This window comes from Sutcliffiella rhizosphaerae (assembly GCF_917563925.1).
Classification (GTDB): Bacteria; Bacillota; Bacilli; order Bacillales; family Bacillaceae_I; genus Sutcliffiella_A; species Sutcliffiella_A rhizosphaerae.
Genome location: NZ_CAKJTJ010000039.1, coordinates 1 through 17,806 on the forward strand (window position 1 = coordinate 1; position 17,806 = coordinate 17,806).

General features: G+C 38.1%; 14 protein-coding genes, 1 rRNA gene and 2 riboswitches. Of the genes, 5 read left to right on the forward strand and 10 right to left on the reverse strand.

Annotated features, from left to right (window positions below):
* The 7 genes from LRP81_RS20030 to LRP81_RS20060 form a co-directional block, all read right to left on the reverse strand.
* Positions 1–73: ribosomal RNA gene (locus LRP81_RS20030) — 16S ribosomal RNA — on the reverse strand; the annotation flags it as partial.
* Between the two features lie 1,298 nt (positions 74–1,371).
* Complete coding sequence (locus tag LRP81_RS20035) at positions 1,372–1,761, reverse strand: ASCH domain-containing protein (RefSeq protein ID WP_230504467.1); 390 nt, start codon at positions 1,759–1,761, stop codon at positions 1,372–1,374.
* 342 nt (positions 1,762–2,103) lie between these two features.
* The gene (locus LRP81_RS20040) at positions 2,104–3,429 is read right to left on the reverse strand and encodes an NCS2 family permease (protein ID WP_230504469.1); all 1,326 of its coding nucleotides are present in this window, start codon (positions 3,427–3,429) and stop codon (positions 2,104–2,106) included.
* Between the two features lie 120 nt (positions 3,430–3,549).
* Positions 3,550–3,651, reverse strand: a riboswitch (purine riboswitch).
* A gap of 139 nt (positions 3,652–3,790) precedes the next feature.
* The gene (gene guaA, locus LRP81_RS20045; protein WP_230504510.1) at positions 3,791–5,311 is read right to left on the reverse strand and encodes a glutamine-hydrolyzing GMP synthase; all 1,521 of its coding nucleotides are present in this window, start codon (positions 5,309–5,311) and stop codon (positions 3,791–3,793) included.
* A 186-nt stretch (positions 5,312–5,497) separates the two neighbouring features.
* Positions 5,498–5,599, reverse strand: a riboswitch (purine riboswitch).
* 37 nt (positions 5,600–5,636) lie between these two features.
* On the reverse strand, positions 5,637–7,850 hold the full coding sequence (locus tag LRP81_RS20050; RefSeq protein ID WP_230504471.1) for a transglutaminase TgpA family protein: 2,214 nt from the start codon (positions 7,848–7,850) through the stop codon (positions 5,637–5,639).
* Between the two features lie 2 nt (positions 7,851–7,852).
* Positions 7,853–9,013 (reverse strand): DUF58 domain-containing protein, encoded by a 1,161-nt coding sequence (locus tag LRP81_RS20055; RefSeq protein ID WP_230504473.1) that lies wholly within the window; start codon positions 9,011–9,013, stop codon positions 7,853–7,855.
* A 53-nt stretch (positions 9,014–9,066) separates the two neighbouring features.
* Positions 9,067–10,020: an AAA family ATPase gene (locus tag LRP81_RS20060; protein ID WP_230504475.1), complete on the reverse strand. Its 954-nt coding sequence runs from the start codon at positions 10,018–10,020 to the stop codon at positions 9,067–9,069.
* 373 nt (positions 10,021–10,393) lie between these two features.
* Between LRP81_RS20060 and LRP81_RS20065 the strand changes: the two genes are divergently transcribed.
* The 4 genes from LRP81_RS20065 to LRP81_RS20080 all read left to right on the forward strand — a co-directional run bounded on the left by LRP81_RS20065 (position 10,394) and on the right by LRP81_RS20080 (position 13,916).
* Complete coding sequence (locus LRP81_RS20065) at positions 10,394–11,083, forward strand: Na-translocating system protein MpsC family protein (RefSeq protein ID WP_230504477.1); 690 nt, start codon at positions 10,394–10,396, stop codon at positions 11,081–11,083.
* A 156-nt stretch (positions 11,084–11,239) separates the two neighbouring features.
* The gene (locus tag LRP81_RS20070) at positions 11,240–11,656 is read left to right on the forward strand and encodes an anti-sigma regulatory factor (protein WP_230504478.1); all 417 of its coding nucleotides are present in this window, start codon (positions 11,240–11,242) and stop codon (positions 11,654–11,656) included.
* 578 nt (positions 11,657–12,234) lie between these two features.
* A complete protein-coding gene (locus LRP81_RS20075) occupies positions 12,235–13,014 on the forward strand; it encodes a TerC family protein (RefSeq protein ID WP_230504480.1) in 780 nt (259 codons plus the stop codon).
* A 251-nt stretch (positions 13,015–13,265) separates the two neighbouring features.
* Positions 13,266–13,916, forward strand: a complete 651-nt coding sequence (locus LRP81_RS20080) for a glycosyltransferase (RefSeq protein WP_230504482.1) — start codon at positions 13,266–13,268, stop codon at positions 13,914–13,916.
* A gap of 46 nt (positions 13,917–13,962) precedes the next feature.
* On the opposite strand, the gene LRP81_RS20085 is transcribed toward LRP81_RS20080, so the two are convergent.
* Both LRP81_RS20085 and LRP81_RS20090 read right to left on the reverse strand, forming a co-directional pair.
* Positions 13,963–14,508, reverse strand: coding sequence for a nucleotidyltransferase domain-containing protein (locus LRP81_RS20085; protein WP_230504484.1), 546 nt, complete (start codon positions 14,506–14,508; stop codon positions 13,963–13,965).
* 10 nt (positions 14,509–14,518) lie between these two features.
* A complete protein-coding gene (locus tag LRP81_RS20090) occupies positions 14,519–15,481 on the reverse strand; it encodes a helix-turn-helix transcriptional regulator (RefSeq protein ID WP_230504486.1) in 963 nt (320 codons plus the stop codon).
* A 98-nt stretch (positions 15,482–15,579) separates the two neighbouring features.
* Between LRP81_RS20090 and LRP81_RS20095 the strand changes: the two genes are divergently transcribed.
* A complete protein-coding gene (locus LRP81_RS20095) occupies positions 15,580–16,122 on the forward strand; it encodes a dihydrofolate reductase family protein (protein ID WP_230504488.1) in 543 nt (180 codons plus the stop codon).
* Between the two features lie 309 nt (positions 16,123–16,431).
* Here the strand turns inward: LRP81_RS20095 and LRP81_RS20100 are convergent, their stop codons facing one another.
* On the reverse strand, positions 16,432–17,628 hold the full coding sequence (locus LRP81_RS20100) for a M14 family zinc carboxypeptidase (protein WP_230504490.1): 1,197 nt from the start codon (positions 17,626–17,628) through the stop codon (positions 16,432–16,434).
* Positions 17,629–17,806 lie beyond the last annotated feature (178 nt).

Genomic DNA, 17,806 nt, shown 5'->3' on the forward strand with positions numbered 1-17,806 from the left:
TAGTCCGCTCGACTTGCATGTATTAGGCACGCCGCCAGCGTTCGTCCTGAGCCAGGATCAAACTCTCCAATAAAGAGTTTGAGCTGTTGCTCAAAAATCTTGCTAGCTTGTTACTTAATTTTCGTTCATGTTAACTGTTAAAAGTTAACGTGGACGCTGTTGTTTTGTTTAGTTTTCAAAGAGCATTTCACGTCGCTCCGTGGCGACTTAATTACTATACCATGTTGACATGTTTTTCGTCAACATGTTTTTTATTTTTTTGTTGCAATCATTACAGCGATATATCAAATCGTGTTTTTGGGGCAACGAATAATAATATACCACTTCCACTCTTCTTCCGTCAACTACTTTTTCAATATAATTTTCTCTTCTATATATATTATTAATTGCGCCTACTTATCACGTACCACATTATAAAATAGTTAAACATCGTCTTAGAGACTTTTTAACAATAGGGAAATACAAAAAATACGTTATCTTATGGAGAACACAATGGATTTATAACTTTTCTTTGGAACTGGGTAAGTCCAGTATTACATATTAGCTTCTCTTTAATGGGATTATCAATAATATTACAACAGTCTGCTTTGGTAGTTACTGTTATAGATATTGGGTGCTTTACTTAATCTATTTTTGGATACAAAAAGTTAAAAAGTGGATTTCAAAAAAATTTAATAATTCTTATAGAAGAAAAAGAAACCGTATGGGGTTTCTGTATGGGGTTTCTAAGTAACTTTCTCAAACCAAAGCTTATTTTTCTGAAGCATCTATCCATAATTCGCAATATCAGATTAAATTGCAAATCAGCCTTCACTCACAGCCCTAACATTTCTTTTTGGTGAATCACCTTGGAATTTATCACTTCACTCGTACTTAGCTAACAATCTGTCCAGTTATATTTAGATGTGATTTTTGGCATTGTTTTTTTGTGTAGTGAATGAAAACACTTTATGAATAGTCAATGAGTTATCTCTCAAACTTGAGTGACTTCATTTTTAAGATTCAAATTGACTTTAAACATTATAAACGGAAGACATAAAATCCATTAGTAGTGCTTTTACCTTCAAATCAACTATAGACCTCTACAAATTACAGAGAATATTAAAAGATATACATTAAAGATAATTGTACTTAGACAAACGGAGGCAAAATAATTAGCGCAAAAAAAGCTTGGAAAATCCCCAGGCTTTTTGTTCAAAGTGTATTATTAATTTTATGCTTCCAATTTTAAAATCATCAAATCTAATGTGCCTGAAAGTGAACAATAAGAAAATCACAGTATTTTGTATGCCATTTTAAATGTCACAGTGTAAGCTATACTTACTCAAGATTATTGTCTGAATCCCTACCAAGTCGTTTCCTACTACTTTACTAACCAATAATCTCCACTAACTCAAAATGCTCTACTACTATGATAGTATTTTCATCTAACCCAATACCATCTTGTCGTAACACTTCTTCCCAGCTAACGACGTGGTCTTCGCGAAACTTCTCTACTGTTTTTGTGTTTTCAGCACTTGCAATCCTCTCGTCTACATCCCCAAATTGTATTTCATAATTTTCCGTAATCAAGATAGTACACCTGTGTATCCCCCGTTGATCATAGATTTCAACGTGATCCCCTACTTCAGTAGGTGATTCTTCTAGGGAATCATAATACCAAACTTTTGGTGTACATGTTGCTGTTTTCTCTCCCCTTATGACTTCTAACACTAATCTATCGTCATGTTCATCTCTTCCCCATAAAATCATCTTCTTCATCTTTCCATCTCCTATTTATCATTAAACCCGTCTCTGAAGTTTTCATTAGCTTGTAAAATTTACGTTAAATAGTCACTATTCAAAGAAAGCCGTTCCTTCTATATAAGCAGATTTTTATTTCTATATCACATAAAACTTGTAGTCCTTAAAATGATATTTTTTATTCTAATAACTATTTACAGCTTCAAAGCATGTATGTAGGCTGTGTCAAATAGAGGAAACTCTGAATCCTCTGGCTTTACCAATAATCCATTTTTTTACAGTCTAATAAGCACCAGATTCGATTGAGCCATGGATAAATTTTAACCCCCGTTTATGTGACGGGGGTTGGGGTTATTGCTTCTATTCAAGTAAAAAGATGAAGTAGAGGATGAAGATTACAAATAATGCGTACATAATCGGATGAATCTCTTTGCCTCTTCCTTTCATTATCATCGTAATTGGATAGAAAATAAATCCTACTGCAATTCCTGTTGCGATACTATATGTTAATGGCATTGCGATTATAGTTAAGAATGCCGGAACTGCTATTTCAAGCTTTAGCCAATCTATTTTACCAAGAGCAGATACCATGAGAACTCCGACAATAATTAATGCTGGAGCTGTTACTGCTTCTGTTATAACAGATAGTAGAGGGAAAAACATTAATGATAATAAGAACAATCCTGCTGTTACAACTGAAGCAAATCCTGTTCTTCCACCCGCCGCGATACCAGCAGAAGACTCAATATATGATGTCGTCGTTGATGTTCCGAATATAGCACCGTATACAGTTGAAGTAGAATCAGCTAGCAATGCTTTGTTTGCCCGTGGGAGTTTGTTCCCTTCCATAAAGCCACCTTGGTTAGCAACTGCCACCAATGTACCTGCTGTGTCGAAGAAATCTACAAATAAGAATGTAAGAATAACAACAAGCATTTGGATAGTAAAGACATCTCCTAGATGAGAGAATGCTACACCAAACGTTGGCGCCATACTTGGAACTTCACCGATTATTTGGTCTGGACGATCGATAAGTCCGAATAACATTCCTACTACTGTAGTTACAACGATACCGAAGAAAATTCCTCCTTTTAATCCTCTTATCATCATAATTACTGTAATAAAGAGACCAAAGACTGCAAGTAACGTATTACCGTTCGTTAAGTCTCCTAATGAAACAAGTACCGCTTCATCTCCTACGATTAATCCTGCATTTTGCAACCCGATGAATGTAATGAACAATCCGATACCTGCGCCAACTGCATATTTTAATTCCGCTGGTATTGCATTAATGATTCTTTCACGAACACCAAATAATGATAAGAAAACAAAAATAACTCCGGAAACCATTACACCCGCTAACGCCGTTTGCCATGGAATGCCCATCCCTAAAACTACGGAGTACGCGAAAAACGCGTTCAATCCCATACCCGGAGCTAGAGCAATTGGGTATTTAGCATATAGGCCCATTACTAAACATGCTATTGCTGAGGAAAGTGCTGTTGCTGTGAAGACTGCACCTTGGTCCATACGAAGTGCGTCTGGATAATCGCCAACACTTGCTAATGAAAGCATAAGTGGGTTAACGATTAGTATATAAGCCATTGCAAGGAATGTGGTAAGACCTGCAATAGTCTCTGTTTTGTAGCTTGTACCAAACTTGTCAAACTCAAAATATTTCCTCATCGTAATCCTCCTAAAATCTCCGTATAATGCAAAAAACGCCCCTGGCTACTACCAGGAGCGTAAAACTAACGAGGATAGGATAATAAATAGGACATGACAATAAAAAGAACATGCCAGAAATAATAGACCCTATGTCCTCGTAGTCAAGCTTTTTACGGTAGCCTGGTAGAAACTTTTGGGCCATATTCCCAAATTTATACGAGATTTGAACTATAAAATATGATAATTTCTGTTTATATCTTATCAAGCGTTAAAAGATTCGTCAACAAGAAAAACGAACATTCGACATTTTCCCCTTAATAATGTTCGTTTTTACAAACTAAAAACTGACTAGGTTACCCTAGCCAGCTAACTTATCTATTTATTCCCACTCAATCGTCGCAGGTGGCTTGCTTGTAATATCATACACAACTCGGTTAATATGCGATACTTCATTAACAATGCGTGTTGAGATGATCTCAAGTACATCCCATGGGATACGCGCCCAATCAGATGTCATTCCATCGATGGATGTTACAGCACGAATACCAATCGTGTAATCGTAGGTACGTTGGTCTCCCATAACCCCTACGCTGCGAATATCCGGAAGGACGGTGAAGTATTGCCAAATATCACGGTCAAGTCCCGCTTTTTTAATTTCTTCACGAAGAATATAATCAGATTCGCGAACGATTTCTAATTTATCTTCCGTGATTTCACCAAGCACTCGTATTCCAAGGCCTGGGCCAGGGAAGGGTTGACGCCAAACGATTTCATCTGGAATTCCCATTTCAGTTCCTAGCGCACGCACTTCATCCTTGAACAATGTGTTTAATGGCTCGATCAATTGGAATTGCATGTCTTCAGGTAGTCCGCCTACATTGTGATGGGACTTAATGGTTTGGGCAGTTGCTGTACCACTTTCAATTATGTCTGTGTATAAAGTTCCTTGTGCAAGGTAATCAATTCCTTCAAGTTTATCCGCTTCATCATCAAATACGTAAATAAATTCGTTTCCGATAATTTTACGTTTTTGCTCAGGATCTGATACACCTTTTAATTTATTTAAGAAGCGATCTTTTGCATCCACTTTAATTACATTCATATGGAAGCCTTCACTAAAGGTTTTCATAACACCTTCTGCTTCATCTTTACGCAATAGTCCATGATCAACGAAGATACATGTTAGCTGATCTCCAATCGCTTTATGAATAAGCACGGCAACAACAGAAGAATCTACCCCTCCGCTAAGTGCACACAATACTTTTTTGTCACCGACGATGTCCCGGATCTTTTGAATTTCTATTTCTAAGAAGTTTTCGATTGTCCAGCTGTCTGTGCATCCACAAATATTATAGACAAAGTTTTTCAATAAATCGTTTCCATAGACAGAGTGACGTACTTCCGGGTGGAATTGAACACCGTACATTTTCTTTTCTTCATTACTAACACCTGCAATAGGACAAGAAGGACTAGTTAAGTCTGTTACGAAACCTTCAGGTGCTCCTACAACAAGGTCACCATGGCTCATCCATACTACTTGTTGGTCTGGAAGTTCTGCATATAATTCTGATTTGTTCGTTACAGTAGCAAGTGCTTTTCCGTATTCACGATGACTTGCTTTCTCTACCACGCCACCGAAATGCAGCGTCATTAATTGCATACCGTAGCAAATTCCAAGTACAGGAATCCCTAGTTCAAAAATCTCTTCGTCACAACGGAAAGAACCTTCTCCGTAAACACTGTTCGGTCCACCAGACAAAATGATTCCTTTAGGATTCATTTTTTTAATTTCTTCCGCGGTAATCGTATGTGGGTGCAGCTCACTGTAGACACCGAACTCACGGATACGACGTGTTATTAATTGGTTGTATTGACTGCCAAAGTCGAGGACTACGACCATTTCTTGAATACCTTCCACCCGAATTCACCTCATCATTTATTTTCGGAGCAAACCATTCCCATTATTTTGTCCTACCAATGGAAAGATATGCTATAAAGCCCAAATCAAACTAAAAAAAACTAGAATTTCCCCCCATAAAAAAATAAGAAGGCAGAATTCTAGTTTAGTAGCGTTCAAGCGAGCTATACCAAAAGAAGCTGCCTTCATAGTCGGGTAGTTGATGGCAACCCGGTAGAGACTCTCGAACCATATTATCGAGGATATATGAAGTCAATTCTTATGCTGTTGTAATTTGACCTTATTCTATCAGTGAGTGTGTGTGAGGTCAAGATGATGTCTTTTTAATTAAATTTTCCCATAATTCCACCGATTTCTCCCACTCTTGTTCAGACGGATTCCCCCGGTATAGAACTCGTTCGTAGTTTGCCGTTAATGCCTGCATCTCGGTTGTGTTGTAATGATTATCAACATACATGGCATAATTACGAAGGGTTTGACCATCTTTTCTAATTAGACCTACTGCATGTAACTGTCTTAATAATGCAGGGAAGGCTAAATTAAAAACTTTTTCATCCGTTTTTCCTTTAAAACGCAAAATATAATAGAATGGCATCCACTTTGTGCGTGCGAAAAACAGGATGATGCCAGTAGCGAGCAGGAATGTACTTATAATAAGCACCGGCTTCCACTTTAACGAGAACTGAAACAACCCACTATTGCCACCAGCTGCAGCGCCATCATTTTGATCTTCACCTGGATCAAGCTCTGGTTGATTACTTCCATCGGTTTCTGGTCTATCTGGCTGTTCTAATGGATCATCTCCAGAATTATCTCCTGCATTTTCTTCAGCAGATTGGTAAACGAAACGATATGGGTTACTAAATCCACTTGTTGGTTCGTATGTGACCCATCCAACTTCAGGGTAGTACACTTCTACCCATGAGTGTGCATTATTGTTGGAGACTTCAAACAGTCTAGTAGAATTATCGGTAATATCTACAAAATCCCCTTGCGTATACCCCTTGACCCACCTTGCAGGAATATCAACGGAACGCAGGAGAGCAACCATGGCAGTAGAGAAGTTGTCACAGTACCCTTGCATCGTTTCAAATAGGAACTGATCTACGTAATCCTCATTTCCTGTTGGCACTGCCACATCGGTTGTCTCATACACAAAATCATTATTTCGGAAGTATCTTTCTACAGCATTTACTTTATCAAAACGATTTGGAAAAGAACTTGTAATCTCTTCGGCAAGTTCTCTAACTCTGTCAGGCATGGAATCAGGAAGCTGGGTATACTGATTTAGAAAGTCTTCATTACTCTCCTCACCCGTTCCTGGTTCTGCACCTTTCAACTCTTCAATGTAGTATCGCGGATAATTATATTGGACCGTATATTCTTCTAATTGTATACGTTCACCATTTTCATCCCTAGATGTTATCTTTTCCATACTGTCATCTATCTGAAAGAAGGCGTTATCTGCTCTCACTTCCGTTAAACCTAGTGGATAGTTAATGTGAGGATATGTTCTTTCCATTCTTAAGGTAGCTGTATAGGGATCTGTAGGCACGGAATCACTTAACCATGAAACCTGATTATTGACGCCTCCATCTAAATCAAGTTGTTCACCCTCCGACGCTTCCCAGCCTTTTCCTGTATAAATATCCTTAGTCTCGACTCGCCAGTAATGAGTGCGTGTTATTTCCGCCTCAAATACGATGGTATCATCAGGAACAAACGGTCCACCAAGACGGGAGTCATTTTCCCCATAACCTATTTTCCGTACGCCAGAACCTGCTCCCGGACCATCTCCGTTTCCGATGCTTGTTAAAAAAGGAACAGGGTCTGGCCAAATAGGGGCAGCCTTTGGAGAAAGGTACCCGACTGTTGCCGACAACAGGATAATAGCTACGAGCGGAATGCCCCATCCCAATAATAACCGGTTACTTTTATAGACTCCTTCCCGTTCTTTTAATCGTTCTAAATGAACAAAACCTACAACGGATAGGCCTACAATGATCAAGCGGATAATTGCTCCATTTCCTTCGTACATCGTAAACGTATCAAGGATTGCAACATAAGTGATCGTGAAAATAACAAACAAGAGCATTTGTTTGCGATACAAAATCCAATAAATTACGAGATAGCTCACAAGCCATAAAAGGATAAAAAGAAGAATACTTCTAAACATTCCTGTCATCCCAGCCCAATCGGCAGCCCAGACTATCCCTGCGTTGAACTTTATATCATTCCATACAAAGACGAACCAGCTTTTTGACATAAAAGTATTTTCCATCATATAGAGAATATGAATGAAATAAAACATAAAACCTATATGCACAAAAAGGCTAAGCAATGGGAGTATCTGCAAAAAAGATAGAGCGAATGAAATAAACAAAAATACCACGAATACATAGAGATTAGCCGTGTCGGTAACATCCTTCAAAGGAATGATCCATTCCAATAAGAGGATAAATCCGAATATATGCATCAATAAGGCATAAATATTCCGCTTATAAGGGTTTGATTTTGCCATCTTTAACTCACCTCACTTATGACGTCAGTTGTAGATTTACTAGGATAAACGACCTTTGCTGCAATATTTCGTCTCTTTAGCTGATCCATAAGGACATGTTCTTCTTTTGATAGGCGTACACCATTATCTTTTGTGATATGAACCTGCAAGTGAGGATGTCTAGTGGATAGTTTCTCTAAACTTTCCACCGTTTTTTTGACAAGCCTTCCAGTAATAAAGACGAAGGTAACCGTTGGCTGAAATTTACCAATCTCCGTTTCTATAACCTTATCAAAATCCTTTTTGTTGTTCGGCTGTATTTTAGCAAGATGATAGTAAATTTCTGCAAACTGCTCTTCTCCGCTACGTAAAGGAAAGACAGAACGATTCTCCCCCACCGATACAAGCCCGACTTGAGACCCGTATTTAAGGATGGCCTTCGTTAATGCAGCTGTATAGCTGACTGCACTTTCAAAAGAGGTGGAATGAGAGTGATCTAAAAAAACCATCACATCATGCGATTGTTGTTGTTCAAACTCTTTAGTCATAATTTCGTTCCTGCGTGCTGTTGCCTTCCAATCAATCCAAGAAAAGCGATCCCCTGGCTGATATTCCCTTACCCCCACTGTCATGGATGTGTCGCGTATAAGCTTCATTTGGGAAGAAGTGGATCCTTGATCAAATTTATTTTCATGTTGCTTGTAGGTCATTTCGACATAGTTCGGATAAACCAGAAATTGCTTCTCTAGCTCTATCACTCTTTCCTTTTCAATCAACCCAAGAAAATCGCCTGTCACCAGCCTGATTCCAGACAGCGTATGCTCTCCTCGCGGCAAGCGGTCTAGGGCATACTGAATGGTGATAGTGTTTTTAAACCAAGGGAACATTATGCTTTTTGCCTGTTTCGTTTGCTGGCAAAATAAAAGATCATTAGAAAGAGTTTCCTCCACCAAAAGAAATGCCAATGGCACTGGTGCATGACGATGCAACGTAATCGTACCGATCAAGCGATCCCCTGCACGATACTTTTCTTGACTAATCGTTCTTGTAACTTGGAAATCATTTAATGGATAAACTAAGATTAAAAACGCATAAAGCGCAAAAGGAAGAAAACTAAAAAACAAAAACCAGCTGACAAATCCCCCTTGAAACATGGCATAGACAAACGTAGTGATGACAAGCAATATGAAGGAAACAAGCTTCCAGATTCTTTTAGTCCTTTGGAAAAATGCTTTCATTATTTGCTCATCGACCTTTGAACTGGAATTGGGGTCCGGTCAATTACTTTCTTCACAACTTGCTGCGCTGTCATGCCTTCAAACTTCGCTTCTGATTTCAAAATAATCCGATGCGGAAGCACATAAGGAGCCAAATACTGAATATCATCCGGTAACACATAGTCTCTGCCATGAATAAATGCGTAAGCTTGCGCAGCCTTCATCAACGCCACGGAACCACGGGGACTTGCACCCAGGTAGACAGACTGGTGAGTACGGGTACGATTTACCATATCTACAATATATTCCTTAACGGTAACATCCACATGTACTTCTTTAACTAGTCTTTGCATTTCCTGCAGCTCTTCTAAAGAAATGACTGATTGAAGCTCGTTGATTGGCTGTTTCTTTTCCGTCGAATGAAGAATATTTACTTCATCTTGCGGAGTGGGATAGCCCATATTCATTTTAAATAAAAAACGATCCAATTGTGCTTCTGGCAAAGGATATGTCCCTTCATACTCAATCGGGTTTTGGGTTGCCATTACAAAGAATGGGTTTCCTAAAGAACGGGTATTCCCATCTACCGTGACATTTCCTTCTTCCATGCCCTCCAATAATGCTGCCTGAGTCTTAGGAGAAGTACGATTAATTTCATCTGCCAGTACGATGTTACCCATAATCGGACCTGGTCTGAATTCAAACTTTAATTCCTTAGGATTATAAATGGAACTTCCTGTCACATCTGACGGCAATAAATCAGGCGTGAACTGGATACGCTTGAAATTAGCCCCAATCGATTTAGCCAATGAACGAACCATTAATGTTTTTCCAACTCCAGGAACGTCTTCAAGTAACACGTGGCCCCCAGCAAGCAAAGCAACAATGCTTAATTCTGCTACTTGCTCCTTTCCGACCATCACATTTCCAATATTATCTAAAATGCGTTTAACTTGTAACTGAGAAGTTTCCATCAAATGTACCCCCTAGATTCTATGTATATAATTCGACAAATAATTTATACCTAACCTACACTATATTCGCTCTTCATCCAAAAAAAACCTTTTTTCCACTATGAAAATAGTCTCAAAATTCCCTATTTATAGAATAACAAAAAAAGGAGATTGAATGGTAACAATCAACCTCAGGGAAAAACTAGCAATCTTTTCTATATCCCTCATAAAACTTCAATTATTGTGAAGGAATCTAACGATAAATGTAGAATTATATGTAAGAGCTAAAATTCAACTAATTAATGTACCCCATTTATTAAAGAGTTAAACCTTTTTCATCTACATTTCCTATCATGCTAGATAAAAAAACACTAGATTCATGTGGGGGGAAAAAATGACAGTAAAAGCGCAGCAGTCAGAGCTATCAAGTGAAATTGGGAGAATCCTTAGAAAATACTTCGGAAAAGGCCCGGAGGCAGTACTTGTATCCATAGCTCCTCCATATGTCACCATCTACCTTAGGAATTTTCTATCACCAATTGAACAGGTACTACTAGAAGACAGGCACACCATGACCGTCGAAGAAATACGAGATAAAATGATGGAAAAATTAGCTAGCAAAATGCTGGCAGTAACGGCGTCTGTCACTGGCTTCAACGTGATGGAATTCTATTATGACTGGTCTTTTGAAAATGGGTCAGGGATTCTCGTCGGGGTAGAAGAATCTCAATATGAGAAATCTCATTATCCATATAAACATAGTACCGATGTAGAAGAATTAATAGATATTATTAGTGAGGAAGCCGAGAAATCCCCAGAATCCATTTATTCCCACCTTCTAAATGAGCGAACTTTACTAATTGTAAGAGAGGGGATTCTTGTAAAAATCGAAAAGCAGCTAATTGAATCAGGATTTGTAGAAGCCTTAACCGTTGCGAAACGGACACTTGAAAAAAAGCTGCTATTTCAACATAAATCAACTTTTGCAAAATATTTAAATACGGAAATAAAAGATATATTTGTAAGCTGGGACTTTGAAATAGATAAAAGCATTATTGTGTTCATTCTTGCTCCTAAAAAATGATATCGGCAGTAATGATCCAGGCATAGAACTGGACATAAGCCAAAGAAAAGGTGTTATTCCCTACCTTCTCTTTGGCTTTTTTCATTAATTAGTCTCTATTATCACCTGTCTCTTCGCTCATGGAAAATATGTGCTGTACCCCTTGGAGGGATGATAATGGAAACAAAACAACATTTAGAAATTAAAAGTGAACAAGACATTATTTTAGTAAGAAAAATAGGTAGGGAAACAGCAAAAAATATGGGCTTTAGCCTAATTGACCAAACACGTATCACAACTTCCATATCTGAGCTTGCTAGGAATGTCGTAAAATACGCAGGGTACGGCAGTATTTCCATTGAAGTCATTCATCATTATGTTCCGGGGCTTCTAATTGTAGTAACCGATCAAGGTCCTGGAATAAACAGTATAAATAAGGCGATGGAGGATGGCTTTACCACATCTAACAGTCTTGGTGCGGGCTTACCTGCCGTGAAGAGAATGATGGATGAATTTATTATTGTTTCGGACCTGCATGAAGGAACGAGCATTCAAATTGTTAAATGGACACAAAACACGAAAAATCCTTTATAAGTCATTCCTTTCGTTCACAAAATATTTACAATTGTCCCTCTTGCAATACAACTTAAAATATCTTATGATTAGCTTAATAGCAAAAGAGTTAATGCTATTGCTCTATAAAGAGCTTATAATACTCCAAAGGGGAGTAGCTTACAGTTATGTCGACAATCCGTGATAGCTACCTATCACCGGCTTAACTGGCAACCTTAACGTTGTTTGCGAGACCTTTGCCATTATGGTAAAGGGACATATATGTCTAGATTTCTAAACCTTTACCAATTGATTGGTAAAGGTTTTTTTGTATATTTAAGGAGGGAAAAGCCATCTAACCTATCTCCAATTTCGCTAAAAATTCACGCTTAAAACTAAAGGAGAAAAAGAAGTTAATTGAAAGATGAAATAAGATTATTAGTTTGGTTGACATTTCTAGTAACATTCAAATTGTTTTTAGTGTCTACAATCACTTTGGAGATTTACTCACCTCCGAGAAAACTTTCACTTCCGTCACCACATTTTTAAATGAATCATGCTTTACATGATTCTCAAAATAACTACAAAATATAAATAGGATTAAAGGAGAAGATTATTAATTGGACATCGGCTTATTGTTAGAATACGGTTGGGTACTAATCATCTTAATTGGTTTAGAAGGTATACTTGCAGCAGATAACGCCCTTGTGATTGCCACAATGGTAAAACATCTACCAGAAAACCAACGAAAAAAGGCATTGTTCTACGGATTGGCAGGAGCATTTGTATTTCGTTTCGGATCACTATTCCTCATCTCCTACCTTGTCCACATTTGGCAAGTTCAGGCGGTAGGAGCGCTGTATTTACTCGGAATTGCCGCGTATCACTTATTGAAAAAACATGTATTAAAACCTAAGCTTCTAAAAGCTGCTGAAAAGAAAAAAGGTTCTGGATTCTGGATGACCGTTATTAAAGTCGAACTTGCTGATATTGCCTTTGCTGTAGATGCCATTCTTGCTGCTGTTGCACTTGCTGTTATGCTTCCTTCGACAAACTTGCCGACAATCGGAGGATTAGACGGTGGACACTTCGCCGTCATCTTAGCTGGTGGTATCATTGGACTTGTCATCATGAGATTTGCTGCAGGTTACTTCGTTACATTACTTGAAAAACGACCAGGCTTGGAAACCGCTGCTTTCTTCGTTGTAGGTTGGGTAGGGGTTAAACTTGGAGTATATGCATTATCCCATCCACAATTAGCGATCCTATCAGAGTCCTTTGCAAAAGGTGCTCCGTGGAAAATTACTTTCTGGTCTGTGCTTGTGCTCATCGGTGTCCTAGGATGGTTTATGTCTAAAGAACAAACTGAAGAGCAACCAGAAGTACAACCAATAAAATAACTTTTCATTAAATGCCAAGCTTCCAGGTAAGTTCCGTTCATACGGACCGACTTGGAGCTTTTTTTGACTGTTGTTGTATATTATATGACCTGAATAAAAAGAGACTCAATTTTACGAGTAAAATTTCTTCCTGAATCTAATAATAAAAGGGCAACAAGGTTATTACATAAGGCGGTTATCCTTAAGATTGTTGTTACTGTAAATAAAAATGAAGTAACAAAACCACCTTTTATTAAAAGGAGAAGATACTCATGAAAAAACAATGCTTGAAGTTAACCATTTTGTTAATGGCTTTTTCTCTTTTCTTTACAGCGTTAGACGTGAAAGCAACCGGAAATAATGAATGCAAACAAAATTCATGCATGAGCAAACAAGCAATCGAGCTTAAAGATGATTTAAGGAGACTATGGATTGACCATGCCATATGGACAAGAAATTATATTGTAAGTGATATTGCTGGATTAGAGGACCAAAAAGTAGTCCTAGAAAGATTATTGAGAAATCAAGAGGATATAGGAAATGCTATAAAAAAATATTATGGCGAGGATGCCGGAAATAAACTGGCTGAATTGTTGAAAGAGCATATCCTAATTGCAGGAAAAATTGTAGATGCAGCAAAAAGTGGCGACCAAGAAAGTGTAAAGAAATATAATAAAGATTGGTATCGAAATGCTGATGATATTGCTAAGTTTCTCAGCACTGCAAATCCAAATTGGAACAATGAAGAATTGAAAAAACTGCTATATATGCATTTAGAATTTGTTACAGCAGATGTGTTAGCAAGATTAAATAAGGATTGGGCAAAAGACGTTACCACATTTGACCAAGGGGTAGACCACCTGATTATTATAGCGGACGTATTGTCAAAAGGCATTATTAAACAATTTCCAAATCAATTCTAACTATGAAAAAAGGCTGAACAGATTTTTTGCTGGCAGCCTTTTATAATTAACTCAATAATTTAACTACCCTATCTTTCACTTCAGATGGCAAAGGTTGATCCAATGCATTTGCTAACAAATTAGAATTTTTTATTCCGGTGGTAATAAAATGATTCTCTAGTAACGTTGCTTTTTCTTCTTTTCCTGGAATCAACGAATATAGGATATACCAATCCTCCAATGCACATAACGGTATATCTATTCCATTAACCGTTTTACTTTCTACGACAGATTCCTCCGTAAAAGAAAACTTATAGACACCTTCTTTATGTTCGATCGCAAATCCACCCATAATATCATAATCTGCATGGTTAATTGCAAATTTAGAAAAATACCTTGTTCGGAAAGGATCTTTACTTATTGCTACTTTTTCAGTTCCAAAGGCAGCAAGGAGTTGATTTAATCTAGTTGCATCCTTTTCGTCTACTAAAAGATCGATATCATTCGGGTCCTCTATCAACCCATGGAAACACAATAACAGCGAACCACCTACTGCCCATGTGATTTTTTCTCTATTTATCCGACTTCCAATCATCGTTAGGCTATCTATCATATTTAATCACCTACTCATCTCTGTTTTCATAAAAATTAATAACAGCTTTCGCTGAGGAAACAATTCGGTTCGGTAAATCCTCTGGCGAAATCACTTTTATTTTATCAGAAAATCCTAATACGAACTGTATCGCTTCCTGATAATCGTTAAATTGTAATGTTGCTGGTACCCACTGATTCTCATTCGGACTCTGCCTGTCCATCACTTGCACAAACTTACCTGTAAACATAATTCGATTTATGATAGTAGGATCCATCTCCACTTGCACCCCATAGCTCGGTAAGCTTTGAATAAAATCACGTTTCGATTGTAACCAATACGCTGCAAGATGAAAGCCCTCTGGACGTTCAAAATATTCATCATTCAACCTGACTGCTTGAATCCTCGATACTCTATAATTCCGCATATTCCCTTCCCTGCTTGCTACAAGATACCACTTATTCCCCTGCGCTACCAGGCCAAGAGGTTCTACCAATCTTTCCTTTAATTCTCCATCTGGTTGCTGGTATTCTATCGAAAGCTTTCTATTTTCCCACAACGCTTTCTGCACCTTTTGCAGAGCCTGACTCTTTTCTTTTGAATTTCTCCAAGTACTTGTATCTATGTAGATTCTTTCTCCCATTGCTTCTGCTTCGTTCCGGTACAAATTTGGGATTGCAGCTAACAGCTTTTGCCTAACATCTAAAACGTCTAACCCTAAGTCTTCTAACAATTCGTCAGAAGGCATCAAGAAGAGCGATGTCATCTCATCCTTTGTTAATCCGCTTAACTTACTACGGAAATTATCTAATAGCCTCCATCCTCCGTTCTTTCCCCTTTCAGAAACAACAGGTATTCCAGCCAAACTTAAGGAATCCATATCTCTCAGGATTGTCCTTTCTGATACTTCCACCTCGCTCGCTAACTCCTTTACTGTTAATTTACCTCTATTTTGTAACAACATCATGATGGTCAGCAATCGGTCTGCACGCATAAGACACACCCTTTGGAAATTATTTTATTAATATGACAATAGATGTCATATATTAATTCTATACTTAAGTTAAATCAAAAGAAAGAAGGGAGAAAATTATGGATACCCACAGGAAAGTCGCATTATTTATTGCCACCAGTTTAGATGGATATATTGCCACCAAAGAAGAATCACTTGAATGGTTATTTGAAGTGGAGGGCGAAGGGGATAACGGATACTCCGAATTTTTCGAAACAATCGACACCATCATTATGGGCCGAAAAACGTACGATTGGGTAATGAACTACGAACAAAATAACTTCCCTTACAAAGGAAAGGAATGCTATGTATTTTCCCGAAATACGTCCTTAAACGCCACGGAAGATGTCACTTTTGTTAATGGTAATGTATTGGAACTAGTGAAAAATCTTAAAAAACAACCTGGGAAAAATATTTGGATTGTCGGCGGCGGAGAATTACTACACTATTTTATTAACGAAAATTTGATTGATGAGTATATCATCACCGTCGCACCAACGATATTAGGATCAGGAATTCCTCTGTTTAAAGAAAGTGAAAAGCAAATCAAACTCGAACTTTTAGGAATTAAAAACTACGGACAGTTTGCAGAACTGAGGTATAGGAAGAGTCAGGATAGATAGAGAATTTACGCATTATCGCAGAGCTGCGATAATGTTTTTACGAGGAATGGAGACTTGCAAGTACTAAGAAGGTGGGCATCTTTAATTGTATATTTAGGATTTTTTGGACTGAGATTGGTGTTTTTTCACGTTTTAAGTTCAGCATTTGGGGTTTGCTGGACTTTAATTTCCGATTCTCATCTTTTCAGTCCTGTATTTGGCCGTTGCGTGAATGAAATCATCATTGTGAGTCATGAATACCCACCCTAAATTGTTCCGTTATAACTCAATCAAAAACCGCCAATATAAATTGGCGGCTACAAAATATTTTTATAATCCTGATGGATTTCTTGAACTCAACGGGATATCCTCATAATCTTCAGGGTTTAATTCATGAACCGAGCCATCCGTTACCCCGTCAATGATACCCATTAGTCCCGTTTCCACAGTTTTTACGAGCATTCCTTTCATCTTTTGTCCAAAGTTCTGGGTTTGTCCGCTTATTTCGAAGAGGACCGTTCCGCTTCCATTTAATGCAAAGGAGCCAAGGGCGGTTCCTGGCAAATCAATATTCTGATTGTAAAGGGAGATATTGGTGAATACAGAATTCCCTTTTGCCTGTAGGGCGTCATATACTGCCAAGTTCAACTGTCTAGAGAAGTCATAATTAAAATTATCAGCATATTCGGCGTATTTTTCCCCACCAGGTCCGTTCGGGTCGGTCACGAATTTCCCTGAAATCGATAAGGTTACTCTATCATCTGTACCATCAACATAAGGGAATCCTTGATGATGGAGGTCGACAAATACATCCACATTTCCAAACTCTGACTTCAACTCTTTGTATACATCTCTTAAGGTTTGTGCCTCAGGTGTAATATACCATCCATACGCACTGGAGTTTCCAGGAAAGTCTTCTGCTTGAGGAACATAGTTTAAATCTGGGTTGAAATCTCGGTTCACATCAAACCCTGGATTTTGATCATAATCCCAGATTCCAGGGGTGTTGTAATAGTTCCATGCCGGTGATACATTTGCAAGCTGCGGGAATGCTGCTACTACTTCTGCCCACTCCATTTCATTTGCTCTGCGTGCCAGCTCGGAACCATCAGCATTTAACATAGGAATAGCAACGATAGTAAGCTCCTCTAAAATTCTTCTAACGTCAGGTGAGTTACTCGATCCAAGTTTTTGTAGGATATTTAGAATTGCAACAGTACCTGTTTTCTCATTTCCATGAATTTCGCTTTGAATGAGGACTACCTTATCTCCAGTTCCAACTGTAGCCTTATAAATATCGCGGCCTTGATTGGTATAGCCTACCGTTTCCACACTCACTCGCCCTTTACTCGTGTGTGCAATCTGGGCTAATTTTCTTTGTAGCTCTTCATAATTAATATAACCATTAATAGGAAGGTTATCTCCCGGCTGTGGACTTGGCCCCGGTTGTGCTGAACTCATTGTAGGCACAGCCAATAAAGATACAGCTAATGCAGTTGAACTTAAAATCTTCCAAAACTTGTTCATTCAAAATCCCTCCATGCTATTATTTCATTGCACGTAGAACTTCTACATATTACGCCAGTTTCCTGTCGGTTTTTGAAAAATGAATAGATAAGACTAAGCCGTTTATTATCCTTTTAGGAACTAATAATCATATTTTTCTGAAAATTTACATTTACCCTATCTAAGGAACTATTTAGAC